General features: G+C 73.6%; 12 protein-coding genes. 1 reads left to right on the forward strand and 11 read right to left on the reverse strand.

Annotated features, from left to right (window positions below; translation table 11 throughout):
- Window positions 1-68: 68 nt before the first annotated feature.
- The 3 genes from ACFYXS_RS36315 to def form a co-directional block, all read right to left on the reverse strand.
- On the reverse strand, window positions 69-1,562 hold the full coding sequence (locus ACFYXS_RS36315; RefSeq protein WP_389256059.1) for an RsmB/NOP family class I SAM-dependent RNA methyltransferase: 1,494 nt from the start codon (window positions 1,560-1,562) through the stop codon (window positions 69-71).
- Between the two features lie 76 nt (window positions 1,563-1,638).
- Window positions 1,639-2,571 carry a methionyl-tRNA formyltransferase gene (gene fmt, locus ACFYXS_RS36320; RefSeq protein WP_389256060.1) on the reverse strand — a complete coding sequence of 311 codons (933 nt, stop codon included), beginning with the start codon at window positions 2,569-2,571 and terminating at the stop codon, window positions 1,639-1,641.
- Between the two features lie 32 nt (window positions 2,572-2,603).
- Window positions 2,604-3,149 carry a peptide deformylase gene (def, locus tag ACFYXS_RS36325; RefSeq protein ID WP_389256061.1) on the reverse strand — a complete coding sequence of 182 codons (546 nt, stop codon included), beginning with the start codon at window positions 3,147-3,149 and terminating at the stop codon, window positions 2,604-2,606.
- 189 nt (window positions 3,150-3,338) lie between these two features.
- Between def and ACFYXS_RS36330 the strand changes: the two genes are divergently transcribed.
- On the forward strand, window positions 3,339-3,854 hold the full coding sequence (locus ACFYXS_RS36330) for a hypothetical protein (protein WP_389256062.1): 516 nt from the start codon (window positions 3,339-3,341) through the stop codon (window positions 3,852-3,854).
- A gap of 104 nt (window positions 3,855-3,958) precedes the next feature.
- Here the strand turns inward: ACFYXS_RS36330 and ACFYXS_RS36335 are convergent, their stop codons facing one another.
- The 8 genes from ACFYXS_RS36335 to ACFYXS_RS36370 form a co-directional block, all read right to left on the reverse strand.
- Window positions 3,959-6,103: a primosomal protein N' gene (locus ACFYXS_RS36335; protein ID WP_389256063.1), complete on the reverse strand. Its 2,145-nt coding sequence runs from the start codon at window positions 6,101-6,103 to the stop codon at window positions 3,959-3,961.
- A 155-nt stretch (window positions 6,104-6,258) separates the two neighbouring features.
- A complete protein-coding gene (gene metK / locus ACFYXS_RS36340; protein WP_389256064.1) occupies window positions 6,259-7,467 on the reverse strand; it encodes a methionine adenosyltransferase in 1,209 nt (402 codons plus the stop codon).
- A 223-nt stretch (window positions 7,468-7,690) separates the two neighbouring features.
- Window positions 7,691-8,899, reverse strand: coding sequence for a bifunctional phosphopantothenoylcysteine decarboxylase/phosphopantothenate--cysteine ligase CoaBC (gene coaBC, locus ACFYXS_RS36345; RefSeq protein ID WP_389256065.1), 1,209 nt, complete (start codon window positions 8,897-8,899; stop codon window positions 7,691-7,693).
- A 101-nt stretch (window positions 8,900-9,000) separates the two neighbouring features.
- Window positions 9,001-9,273, reverse strand: coding sequence for a DNA-directed RNA polymerase subunit omega (rpoZ, locus tag ACFYXS_RS36350; protein WP_003970369.1), 273 nt, complete (start codon window positions 9,271-9,273; stop codon window positions 9,001-9,003).
- A 128-nt stretch (window positions 9,274-9,401) separates the two neighbouring features.
- On the reverse strand, window positions 9,402-9,959 hold the full coding sequence (gene gmk / locus ACFYXS_RS36355; protein WP_389256066.1) for a guanylate kinase: 558 nt from the start codon (window positions 9,957-9,959) through the stop codon (window positions 9,402-9,404).
- A 38-nt stretch (window positions 9,960-9,997) separates the two neighbouring features.
- A complete protein-coding gene (locus ACFYXS_RS36360; protein WP_089227789.1) occupies window positions 9,998-10,321 on the reverse strand; it encodes an integration host factor in 324 nt (107 codons plus the stop codon).
- Between the two features lie 224 nt (window positions 10,322-10,545).
- Window positions 10,546-11,379 (reverse strand): orotidine-5'-phosphate decarboxylase, encoded by an 834-nt coding sequence (pyrF, locus tag ACFYXS_RS36365; RefSeq protein ID WP_389256067.1) that lies wholly within the window; start codon window positions 11,377-11,379, stop codon window positions 10,546-10,548.
- Entirely contained in the window at window positions 11,379-12,491 is a 1,113-nt protein-coding gene (locus ACFYXS_RS36370; protein WP_389256068.1) for a quinone-dependent dihydroorotate dehydrogenase, read from the reverse strand. Before ACFYXS_RS36370 ends, pyrF begins: the two co-directional genes overlap by 1 nt.
- Window positions 12,492-12,526: the final 35 nt, after the last annotated feature.

Below are 12,526 nucleotides of genomic sequence, written 5' to 3' on the forward strand. Positions count from 1 at the left end.
TCTCATCAAGGACATTTCGGCCAGCCCCAGTCTAGGAGCGGAGCACCCGCCAGGCACGTTCCCCGTGCTCAGCCGGTGCGTCGCAGCAGCGCGAGGTACATCGCGTCCGTGCCGTGCAGATGCGGCCACAGCTGGACGTCGGGACCGTCCCCGAGGTCCGCCACGCCGGGCATCAGCGGCCGGGCGTCGACCCACTCGACGGCGACGGCGCCGGAGGCGCCCAGCACGTCCTCGACGACCGCCCGGGTCTCCGCCGGGTGCGGCGAGCAGGTGGCGTAGCCGACCACGCCGCCGACGCGCACCGCGCGCAGCGCCGATTCCAGCAGCCCGCGCTGCAGCGGCGCGAACCCCGCCAGGTCCTCGGCACGGCGCCGCCAGCGGGCCTCGGGCCTGCGGCGCAGGGCCCCGAGGCCCGTGCAGGGCACGTCGACCAGGACACGGTCGAAGGAGCCCGCCCGCCACGCGGGTCGGGTGCCGTCGGCGACGATGACCTCGTAAGGACCCGGGTTGCCGGCCAGCGTGCGCGCGACGAGGCGTGCGCGGTGCGGCTGCTTCTCCGAGGCCACCAGGGCCGCCCCGCGCTGCGCCGCGAGCGCCGCGAGCAGCGCCGCCTTGCCGCCGGGACCCGCGCAGCCGTCCAGCCACACCCGGTCCGGGCCGTCGCCGAGCGGCGCCGCGGCCAGGGCGGCGGCGACGAGCTGGCTGCCCTCGTCCTGCACGCCGGCCCGGCCCTCGCGCACCGCCTCGACGGCCGCCGGGTCGCCGCCCTCGGCGAGACGCACGGCGTACGGCGACCAGCGGCCGGGCTCGGTGGCCTCCGGCGGCAGCGCGTCGGCCAGCTCCTGCGGCGTGACGCGGCCCGGCCGGGCGACCAGCGTGACCTCGGGGCGCTCGTTGTCGGCCGCGAGCAGTTCCTCCATGCCGGCGCGGCCGCCGCCGAGGGCGTCCCACAGGGCGGAGACGATCCACCGCGGGTGGGAGTGGACGACGGCGAGGTGGTCCTCCGGGTCCTCGTCGTAGGGCGGGGCGACCTCGTCCAGCCACGCGTCCAGGTCCTGCGCGGCGATGCGGCGCAGGACGGCATTGACGAACTTCGACCGTCCGTCGCCCAGCACGACCCTGGCCAGCTCCACGGTGGCGGAGACGGCGGCGTGCGTCGGGATGCGCGTGCCCAGCAGCTGGTGGGCACCGAGGGAGAGCACGTCCAGCACCGGCGGGTCCACCTCGCGCAGCGGGCGGTCCACGCAGGCCGCGATCACGGCGTCGTAGGTGCCCCGGCGGCGCAGCGTTCCGTAGACCAGTTCGGTGGCCAGCGCGGCGTCCCGCCGGTCGAACTCCCTGCCCTTGCGGACCGCCTCGGCCTCGGCCTCGCGCAGCAGCGAGGGCAGGACGAGGTTGGCGTACGCGTCCCGCTCGTCGACGGCCCGCAGTGCCTCGAAGGCCAGGATGCGCACGGGGTCGCGCTGCGGCTTGCGGTACGGCCGGCCGCCTTGCGGCGGCCCGCCCTGCGCGCGGCCCGGGCGGGCGGCGGACGGGGATCGGCGGCGTGACGGTTCGCTCACGTGAAAGGTGCTCCGGAAGGGTCGGTGGTACGGCGGGGCGTCGTGCCCCGGTTCCGAGCGTACGTGGGACGCGCGGTCACGCGCCCAGCCGCTCCCCCGAGGGGACGCGGACGCCGCGCGCCCAGTCGGCGGCGGCCATCGGCTTCTTGCCCTGCGGGCGCACCTCGCCGAGCTCCACGGCGTGGCTGCCGGTGCCGACGAGCACGGCCCGCTTGGTGACCTCCAGCTCGCCGGGCGCGAGGCCGGCGTGCTCGGGCAGGAGGGTCACGGGGCCGATCTTCAGCCGCTCGCCGCCGAAGAGGGTCCAGGCGCCCGGGGCGGGGGTGCAGCCGCGGACCAGGCGGTCCACACGCAGCGCGGGGGCCTTCCAGTCGATCCGGGCGTCCTCGACGGTGATCTTGGGCGCCGTCGTGATCCCCTCCGCGGGCTGCGGGCGGGCGACCAGCGAGCCGTCCTCGATGCCGTCCATGGTGGCCGTCAGCAGCTTCGCCCCACTGTGGGCGAGCCGGGTGAGCAGGTCGCCGCTGGTGTCCCCGGACCGCACGTCCTCGGTGACCACACCGTAGACCGGACCGGAGTCCAGGCCCTCCTCGATGAGGAAGGTGGAGGCGCCGGTGACGTCGTCGCCGGCCATCACGGCGTGCTGGACGGGCGCCGCGCCGCGCCAGGCGGGCAGCAGGGAGAAGTGCAGGTTGACCCACCCCTGGGCGGGCACGTCGAGGGCGACACGGGGCAGCAGGGCGCCGTAGGCGACGACCGGGCAGCAGTCGGGCGCGATCTCGCGGAGCCGGGCCAGGAAGTCCTCGTCACGGGGCCGCGCGGGCCTGAGCACCTCGATCCCGGCCTCCTCGGCCCGCTGGGCCACCGGGCTGGCGACGAGCTTGCGCCCGCGGCCCGCGACGGCGTCGGGCCGCGTGACGACGGCGACGACCTCGTGCCGGCCGGAGGCGATCAGGGCGTCGAGGGCGGGAACGGCGACCTCGGGGGTGCCGGCGAAGACGAGCCTCATGCGGGTGCGGTGCCTTTCTACAGAACGCGGCTCTACAGAGCGCGGCCGAAGGTGCTGTGCGGCGAGACGCGGACCTGGGGCTCGGGCTGCCCGGCCCACTCCGCCTCCCGTATCGCCTTCATGGCGGCCTTGCGCTGCTCGGGATCGAGCCGGTCGATGAAGATGATCCCGTCGAGGTGGTCGGTCTCGTGCTGGATGCAGCGCGCGAGCAGTTGTGTGCCCTCGATGGTGACGGGGTCGCCGTACATGGTGAATCCGCGGGCCACGACGCCGTGCGCGCGCTTGGTGTCGAAACGCAGGCCGGGCAGCGAGAGGCAGCCCTCGGGGCCGTCCTGTTCCTCGTCGGTCAGGCGCAGGTCGGGGTTGACGAGGTGGCCGACCTCGCCGTCGACGTGGTAGGTGAACACCCGCAGCGACACACCGATCTGAGGGGCCGCCAGGCCCGCGCCCGGGGCGTCGCGCATGGTCTCCTCGAGGTCCTTGACGAGGGTGCGCAGTTCTTTGTCGAACACGGTCACCGGCTGCGCCTTCATGCGCAGCACGGGGTCGCCGAAGAGGCGGATCGGCTGGATGGACACGCGGCGGTCTCCGTGGTGGACGACGGGTGGACAACCGCACCAGTCTATGGGCCGACGAGGCGGGGGCGCGCACGGCTTCACGCGCCCCCTGGCGAGCGGGATGCGCCCCCGCTGCGTGACTCCCCGGGCGGCTGGCGCGTTGATGTCAAAGGAGATTGACCGACACGAGCCGGCTCGAGAGGCCAGTTGATGCCCGAACACGCAACTCACGACGCCCAGGCCAGGGCGAGCCTTCACCTGCTGGTGCGGGACATCGAGCGGGTCCGCCGACAGGTCGACGCGCTGCGCACCCTCACCACCCAGCTGGGCAATGTCTACCGTCCCCGGCGCAGCGGCCCGTCCGCCGGATTCGTCGTCTACGGCCGGGCGCCCGCCCCCACCGTACGGCTCGCCCAGGAACTGCGGGACAGCGTCGAGACCCTGGTGACCGCGGCCGTGGAGTTCGACCGCTCCCTGGGCTTCTCCTGGGACGCCGTCGGCTCCGCGCTGGGCGTCACCAAGCAGGCCGTCCACCGTCGCTACGGCACCCGTCGTGCGGCCACCGCCACCTCGGTGGAGGCACACGGCGAGCCCGCGCCCGCCTCCCCCGCACCCGCCGTCGCGGCGGTCCCCGCGCCCACCGTCCCAGCGGCCCGGGCCATGCCCACCGCCGTGCCCCGCGAGGAGGGACTTCCCGGCGCGGTCCCCGCTCCCCGCACCGGCTGACCCCTCCCGACCCACCCCTCAGACGCCCTCCCGCCCCGCCGCCCACCGCGCCACCACAGGCCGGACGCCGGGGCGGACGCGTCTGCGGGCTCACACCTCGGGCCTCAGCCGATGTCGGGCGGGTCGATGCGCACCCGCACCGGATCGGCCTCCTTGCGGGCGATGCGCGCGGTCTGCGCGGCCTTGAGCGCGGCGGCGAGCGCCGCCCCGTTCCCCGGACGTACGCGCAGCAGCACGCGATCCCACCGCTCGCCGGGTGGGGTGTCCCCGCTGCGGCGCGGACGCGCGGGGTCGACGACCGGCAACGGCACGGGCCCCAGGATGTCGGTGCCCTCCGGAAGGCGGACGGTCTCCAGCAGGTCGGCCACGGCAGCGGGGCGCCCGCTCACCGAGGCCATCCGGGAGACCGGCGGGAAGCCGAGTTCGGCGCGTTCCGACAGCTCCCGCACGGCATGCCCGACCGGATCCCAGCGCACGAGGGCCTGCACCGGACGGAGCGTGGGCTCCGCCATGACCACGACGGTGCCGCCCTCGCCGGCCGGGCGCACCAGGGCGGCGGCGTGGGCCCAGCGGCGCAGGGTCTCCTCCCCCGCGCGCAGGTCAGGGCGGTTGAGCAGGGCCCAGCCGTCCAGGAGCAGCGCGGCCGCGTAACCGCCGTCGGCGACCGGCTCGGCGCCGGGCGTGGAGATCACCAGCGCGGGCGTCTCCGGTACCGAGGCCAGCACCCCGTCACGGCCCGAGGTGCGTACGGGCACCTTGGCGAAGGCACGGCCGAGTTCGTCGGCGGTGCGGCGGACGCCGACCACCTGGGCGCGCAGCCGGAAGCCGCCGCACTCCTTGCAGTGCCAGGCCGCTTCGGGCCGTCCGCACCAGCCGCAGTGCGGGGCGCTGTCGCCGTCGCCGAGCTGGAGCGGCCCGGCGCACTGCGCGCAGCGCGCGGGTTCCCGGCAGCGCTCGCAGGCCAGCCGGGGCACATAGCCGCGCCGGGGCACCTGGACGAGCACCGGCCCGCGCTGGAGGGCCTCGCGGGTGACCTGCCACGCCACGCTCGGCAGGCGGGCGGCGCGCGCCGCGGCGTCCCGCGCCTCGTCGCCCTCGACGACGGTGCGCACCAGCGGGGCGGCGGCCCGGACCCGGTCCCGAGGGGCCGTGATGGGCAACGCCCACTGGCTGTCGACCAGTTGGGCGCCCTCGACGGTGCAGGTGAGGCCGCCCAGCAGGAATCCGGCCCCTTCCTCGGCGGCTCGCAGCAGCAGCACGTCGCGGGCGTGCGGCTGCGGCGCGTGCGGTTCGGCGTGGCTGGAGTCGCCGTCGTCCCACAGCACGGTCAGGCCGAGGTCCGCCACCGGGGCGAACATGGCGGCCCGGGTGCCCACGACGGCGCGGACGCTCCCCCGGCTCACCGCGAGCCAGCGGCGGTAGCGCTCCTCGGGCCCGGCGTCCGCGGTGAGCAGCACATGGTGCCCGTCCCCGAGCAGCGCGGTCAGCGCGCTGTCGATCCGGGCGGCGGCACGGCCGTCGGGGACGACCGCGAGCGCTCCGCGCCCGGAGGCCAGTGTCGCCGCCATGGCGCGGGCGACCTCCTCGGGCCAGGTCGGTCCCGGCAGGGCCGTCCACACCGCACGCGGGGTGTCGCCGCGGGCGAGGGCCTGCAGGAAGGCGGGGCCGGTGGCGTACCGCCGCCACGTCCCGGGGTCCACCGGGGCGGGGGCGGGCAGCGGCTCGCGGACCGGTTCGGCCTCGGCCTTCGCCCGCCGCGGCGGCACCGCGAGCTGGACGACGTCGGCGAGGGCTCCGGCGTAGCGGTCGGCGACCGACCGGCACAGACGCAGCAGCTCGGGGGTCAGCACCTCCTCCGGCGACAGCACCTGGGCGAGCGGCGCGAGCGGCCCCCGGTAGTCGCTCTCGGCCAGCCGGTCCACGATGAAGCCGTCGTGCAGCTCACCGCCCTCACGGCGGCCCTTCACCACGCGCGCGCCGAAGCGGACCCGCACCCGGACGCCCGGCCGGGCCTCGGCGTCCATCGCGGCGGGCACGGCGTAGTCGAAGTACTGGTCGAGGTGGAGCAGCCCCTTGTCGACCAGGACCCGGGCGACCGGCAGCCCGTCGGCGAGCGCGGCCCCCCGCCAGGTACGCGGCTTGGCCCGGGGCTCCTTGGCCTTGCGCACCGTCTCCCGGATGAGCGCGAGCTGCTCTCCCCCCTGCGGCCCGTCCGCCGGGGGTGTCTCGTCGTGGTCCTCGCTGCTCACAGCCTCAGTGTTACCAGACGGCTCGGACAGCGCGGCGCCCCTGCCGCCCGGGCGGCGGTCGGGCGGCAGGCGGGAGGAGCGACGAGGACGAAAACGGGGGACGGCCCCGGACCGTGCGGTCCAGGGCCGTCCCCGATGTCCTGTGCGATGCGGTCCTACAGACCGACCGTCTCGCGCAGCGCCTCGACGCGGTCGGTGCGCTCCCAGGTGAAGTCGGGGAGGGCGCGGCCGAAGTGCCCGTACGCCGCGGTCTGGGCGTAGATCGGGCGGAGCAGGTCGAGGTCGCGGATGATCGCGGCCGGGCGCAGGTCGAAGACCTGGCTGATGGCCTGCTCGATCCGCTCGGGCTCCACGGTGTGGGTGCCGAAGGTCTCGACGAAGAGGCCGACCGGCTCGGCCTTGCCGATCGCGTACGCGACCTGGACCTCGCAGCGCGAGGCCAGCCCGGCGGCGACGACGTTCTTGGCGACCCAGCGCATCGCGTAGGCGGCCGAACGGTCGACCTTGGACGGGTCCTTGCCGGAGAAGGCGCCACCGCCGTGGCGGGCCATGCCGCCGTAGGTGTCGATGATGATCTTGCGACCGGTGAGGCCGGCGTCGCCCATCGGGCCGCCGATCTCGAAGCGCCCGGTCGGGTTGACCAGCAGGCGGTAGCCCTCGGTGTCGATCTTGATGCCGTCGTCCAGGAGCGCCTTGAGCTCCGGCTCCACGACGAACTCGCGGATGTCGGGCGCGAGCAGCGAGTCCAGGTCGATGTCGCTCGCGTGCTGCGAGGAGACGACGACGGTGTCCAGGCGCACGGCCTTGTCGCCGTTGTACTCGATGGTGACCTGGGTCTTGCCGTCGGGACGCAGGTACGGGATGGTCCCGTTCTTGCGGACCTCGGTCAGCCGCCGGGAGAGCCGGTGCGCGAGCGTGATCGGGAGCGGCATCAGCTCGGGGGTCTCGTCGCACGCGTAGCCGAACATCAGGCCCTGGTCGCCCGCGCCCTGCTTGTCCAGCTCGTCCTCATCGCCCTCGACCCGGCTCTCGTACGCCGTGTCGACACCCTGCGCGATGTCCGGGGACTGCGCGCCGATGGACACCGAGACGCCGCAGGAGGCGCCGTCGAAGCCCTTCTTCGAGGAGTCGTAGCCGATGTCGAGGATCTTGTTGCGCACCAGGGTCGCGATGTCGGCGTAACCCTTGGTGGTGACCTCTCCGGCGACGTGCACCAGGCCGGTGGTGATCAACGTCTCGACGGCGACGCGGGAGGTGGGGTCCTCCTTGAGCAGTGCGTCGAGGATCGTGTCGCTGATCTGGTCAGCGATCTTGTCGGGGTGACCCTCGGTCACGGACTCCGAAGTGAACAGGCGGCGGGACACATCGCTCCCTGGGGTTGCAGCGGCTGCTGGCTGATCGTTGGTGGCTCGCGCGGGGCTGCGCCCGGCAGGCCAGGGGTCAGTTTATCGTTGGTGACGCGCAGATGGACACGGCATCTCGAACGTTGGGAACGCCGTGACCTGCATCACTGTCCATCACCCCGGGCGCGAACGCCAGTAGCGCGCTCGCGCGACACGCAGTGTCGTGCCCCGACGGGCACGCCGGTCAGGCAAGACGCCGGACGACCAGATCCCAGACCTGCTCGGCCAGAGCCTCCTTGGGGCCGTGCGGCACCGGGGTCTCACTGCCGTCGGCGCCGATGATCACGGCCTCGTTCTCCTCGGTCCCGAACGCCTTGTGGTCGCCGACCTCGTTGACGACCAGCAGGTCGCACCCCTTGCGGGCGAGCTTGGCGCGGCCGTTGGCCAGCACGTCGTCGGTCTCGGCGGCGAAGCCCACGACGACCTGTGCGGCGTTGGGCCGTTCGGCGGAGAGCTCGGCGAGGACGTCGGGGTTGCGCACCAGCTCGACGGGCGCGGGCTCCTCGCCGTCCTTCTTCTTGATCTTGCCCTCGGCGTAGTGCGCCGGACGGAAGTCGGCGACGGCCGCGGCCATCACCACCGCGTCGGCATCGGCGGCGGCCTTCAGGACCGCCTCGCGCAGCTGCACGGCGGTGCCCACCCGGACCACGTCGACGCCGGCCGGGTCGGCGAGCGCGGTGTTCGCGGCGACCAGGGTGACCCGGGCCCCCCGCGCGACGGCCGTGCGGGCCAGGGCGTAGCCCTGCTTGCCGGAGGAGCGGTTGCCCAGGTAGCGGACGGGGTCCAGCGGCTCACGGGTGCCACCGGCGCTGACCACGACGTGACGTCCGGCCAGGTCGGCCTCCGTCGCCCGGGGGCCGCGCAGCAGCACCCGGCGGCAGACCTCGAAGATCTCGGCCGGGTCGGGCAGCCGGCCCTTGCCGGTGTCGACGCCGGTGAGCCGGCCGACCGCGGGCTCGATCACGATCGCGCCGCGGCGGCGGAGCGTGGCCACGTTCTCCTGGGTGGCCGCGTGCTCCCACATCTCGGTGTGCATGGCGGGCACGAACACCACCGGGCAGCGCGCGGTCAGCAGCGTGTTCGTCAGCAGGTCGTCGGCGAGACCGTGGGCGGCCTTGGCCAGTACGTCGGCGGTGGCGGGGGCGACCACGACCAGGTCGGCGCCCTGCCCGATGCGCACGTGCGGCACCTCGTGGACGGACTCCCAGACCTCCGTCGAGACGGGGTTGCCGGACAGCGCGGACCAGGTGGCCTCGCCGACGAAGTGCAGCGCGGAGGCGGTGGGCACGACCCGTACCTCGTGGCCGGACTCGGTGAACCGGCGCAGCACCTCACACGCCTTGTAGGCGGCGATCCCGCCGCTCACACCCAGGACGACCTGTGGCTTGCCCATCGTCTCTCCCGCGCTGTGTGGACCGTGTGCGTACCTGCCCATGACACACCACGGGCCCGGCAGCTCGGCCGCCGGGCCCCCTGATGCATGCGTGGGTCGTGCTACTGGGCCGGGCCCTCGATGGCCTCGGAGGTCAGCAGACCCGCGTTGATCTCGCGCAGTGCGATCGACAGCGGCTTCTCGTGCACGTGGGTGTCCACGAGGGGGCCGACGTACTCCAGCAGGCCTTCGCCCAGCTGCGAGTAGTACGCGTTGATCTGACGCGCGCGCTTGGCCGCGTAGATCACGAGGCTGTACTTCGAGTCAGTGGCCTCGAGCAGCTCGTCGATCGGCGGGTTGATGATGCCCTCGGGCGTGGTGATGGAAGAGGACACGCTCTACCTTCCGATTGGATGGACTGGATGAACCTGGATCAACATCGACGACCAACTGTGCTCCGGGCGGGTCCGCGGGCCGTGGTGTGCTCGGCTCCCGGGTCGTGTCCGGAAAAGGCCACAAAAGATCAGTCTACTGTCATCAAGGCTAGCAGCTCGCGCGCCACGTCCTCGACGGACGTGTTGACCAGGGTGGTGTCGAACTCCGTCTCGGCCGCCAGCTCGACCCGGGCGGCCTCGAGACGGCGCTCGATGACCTCCGGCGGCTCGGTGCCGCGGCCGGTGAGCCGGCGGACCAGTTCGTCCCAGCTCGGCGGCGCGAGGAAGATCAGCTGGGCGTCGGACATCGACTCCCGGACCTGGCGCGCGCCCTGCAGGTCGATCTCCAGCAGGACCGGCTCGCCGGCGTCCAGCCGCTCCAGGACGGCCTGACGCGGGGTGCCGTACCGGTTGCCGGCGAATTCGGCCCACTCCAGCAGTTCGCCGTTGGCGACGAGCTTGTCGAACTCGTCACTGTCGACGAAGAAGTAGTGCACCCCGTGCTCCTCCCCGGGCCGCGGCCTGCGGGTGGTGGCCGAGACCGAGAGCCAGACCTCGGGGTGGACTGTGCGCATATGAGCGACGACCGTGCTCTTGCCGACCCCCGAGGGGCCGGAGAGCACGGTCAGCCGCGGACGTTCACTCATGGAGCGATTATCCCGGTTCCCGGAGGGTGCTGGGAACGTCAGACAGCAGGACTGCCGAACTCGCGCTCCAGGGATGCGATCTGGTTGGAGCCGAGCCCACGGACCCGGCGGCTCTCGGAGATGCCGAGCCGCTCCATGATCTGCTTGGCGCGGACCTTGCCCACGCCCGGCAGGGACTCCAGGAGGGCGGAGACCTTCATCTTGCCGATGACGTCGTTCTCCTGGCCCTGCTTGATGACCTCGTGCAGCGAGGCGCCGGAGTGCTTGAGCCGATTCTTGACCTCGGCGCGCTCCCGGCGAGCCGCGGCGGCCTTCTCGAGCGCGGCAGCGCGCTGTTCAGGGGTAAGGGGCGGAAGAGCCACGCCTACGTCACCTCGGAAGTAGAACTGTCGGATACGGATCGGTGTGGAACCTAGCTGCCCCCCACCTGCAGGGGCAACGTGAAACGCGCACCTTGCGCGCTCTCGTCGGAGACTAGCGGCCCGAACGCTCACAGTCAGCGCAAACAAGAAGAAAAGTCCTGGTCAGCGTCAATCGACCAGGACTTTCCGGACAAATCTGAGCAGGTTTCCGGACGTCTTGACTCCTACTTGACGGCTTCGGCGAGCTGAACGGCCTCCTGCCGGGCCGCTTCACGCAGTGCGGAGACCGACGGCCCGTGCCGCAGAACGCCCCGGCTCACGCTGGGTACGACGTTGCGTACCGCGTCCCCGAACACCCTTGGGAGGTCCTTGGCCGTGGCCCCCTGGGCGCCGATTCCGGGGGCGAGGAGGGGGCCGTTCACAGCCAGATCCACGCCGGCCCGCTCCAAGGTGGCCCCGACGACCGCGCCGACCGAGCCGAGGGGCGCGGCACCCGCGTTCTCGGCGGCGATGTGGTCCAGCATCACCTGTGCGAGCGACCTGCCGTCCGGCGCGGTTGACCGCTGGACCTCCGCGCCCTCCGGATTGGAGGTCAGCGCCAGCACGAAGACGCCGCTGCCGCTCGCGCGCGCCGCGTCCAGGGCCGGGCGCAGGGAGCCGAAGCCGAGGTAGGGGCTGACGGTGACGGCGTCGGAGAAGAGCGGGGACGCCGGGTCGAGGTAGGTGGCGGCGTACGCGCCCATGGTGGAGCCGATGTCGCCGCGCTTGGCGTCCATCACCACCAGGGCGCCCGCGGCGCGGGCGTCGGCGACCGCCCGCTCCAGGACGGCGATGCCGCGCGAGCCGAAGCGCTCGAAGAAGGCGCTCTGCGGCTTCAGTACCGCCACGCGGTCGGCGAGGGCCTCCACGACGGTGCGGGTGAAGCGCTCCAGGCCCGCGATGTCGTCGTCCAGACCCCAGCCGGTGAGCAGGGAGGAGTGCGGGTCGATCCCGACGCACAGCGGGCCGCGGGTGTCCATGGCGCGGCGCAGGCGTGCGCCGAAGGGCTCGGGGCTCATCACGGGGCGGCTGCCTTCCGGGTGTCGGCGCCGACGGCGTCGGCGAGTGTGGCGTACGGGCTGTCCTTCAGGCGGGTCGCCAGGCCGCGGTGGACCGTGCGGCACCAGAAGGGGCCCTGGTAGACGAAGGCGCTGTAGCCCTGCACCAGGGTCGCCCCGGCGAGGATGCGCTGCCAGACGTCGTCGGCGGTCTCGACGCCGCCGACCCCCACCAGCGTGATCCGGTCGCCGACCCGGGCGTACAGGCGGCGCAGCACTTCAAGGGAGCGCGCCTTCAGCGGGGCGCCGGACAGCCCGCCGGTCTCCTTGACCAGTGCGGGGTCGGAGCGCAGGCCGAGGCCGTCACGGGCGATGGTGGTGTTGGTGGCGATGATGCCGTCCAGGCCGAGCTCGAGGGCGAGGTCGGCGACGGCGTCCACGTCCTCGTCGGCGAGGTCGGGCGCGATCTTCACGAGCAGCGGCACCCGTCGGCCGGGCACGGCGCGGTCGGCGGCCTCCCGCACGGCGGTGAGCAGCGGCCGCAGGTGGTCGACGGCCTGAAGGTTCCGCAGTCCGGGGGTGTTGGGCGACGAGACGTTGACGACGAGGTAGTCGGCGTGGCGGGCCAGTCGCTCGGTGGAGGTCACGTAGTCCGCGACCGCCTCGTCCTCGGGGACGACCTTGGTCTTGCCGATGTTGACGCCGACGGTCGTCGGGAAGACCGCCGTGCGGGCCGCCAGGCGCTCGGCCACCGCCGCGGAGCCCTCGTTGTTGAAGCCCATGCGGTTGATCAGCGCCCGGTCCTCGATCAGCCGGAACAACCGCTGCCGCGGGTTGCCGGGCTGCGGCTGGGCGGTGACGGTGCCGATCTCGACGTGGTCGAAGCCGAGCATGGTCAGCCCGTCGATGCCGACCGCGTTCTTGTCGAAGCCGGCGGCCAGCCCGAAGGGACCGTGCATCCGGCGGCCGAGGGCCTCGGTGCGCAGCTCCCGGTACCGGGGCGCGAGGAGCGCGGCGACGAAGGTGCGCAGCACGGGGACGCGGGCGGCGCGGCGGATCCAGCCGAAGGCGAGGTGGTGGGCCTGCTCGGGGTCGAGGCGTTTGAAGATCAGGCGGAACAGGAGCGCGTACATGGTGCCTCCACGGCGGACGAAGGGCGGGCGGGCTC

The organism is Streptomyces sp. NPDC002574, from assembly GCF_042889545.1.
In the GTDB taxonomy this organism is placed as follows: domain Bacteria; phylum Actinomycetota; class Actinomycetes; order Streptomycetales; family Streptomycetaceae; genus Actinacidiphila.

Coding starts and splice junctions, on each gene's coding strand:
- fmt (WP_389256060.1), bottom strand. CDS start 2,571: ATGAGGCTCGTCTTCGCCGGCACCCCCGAGGTCGCCGTTCCCGCCCTC.
- ACFYXS_RS36330 (WP_389256062.1), top strand. CDS start 3,339: ATGCCCGAACACGCAACTCACGACGCCCAGGCCAGGGCGAGCCTTCAC.
- coaBC (WP_389256065.1), bottom strand. CDS start 8,899: ATGGGCAAGCCACAGGTCGTCCTGGGTGTGAGCGGCGGGATCGCCGCC.
- gmk (WP_389256066.1), bottom strand. CDS start 9,959: ATGAGTGAACGTCCGCGGCTGACCGTGCTCTCCGGCCCCTCGGGGGTC.
- pyrF (WP_389256067.1), bottom strand. CDS start 11,379: ATGAGCCCCGAGCCCTTCGGCGCACGCCTGCGCCGCGCCATGGACACC.
- ACFYXS_RS36370 (WP_389256068.1), bottom strand. CDS start 12,491: ATGTACGCGCTCCTGTTCCGCCTGATCTTCAAACGCCTCGACCCCGAG.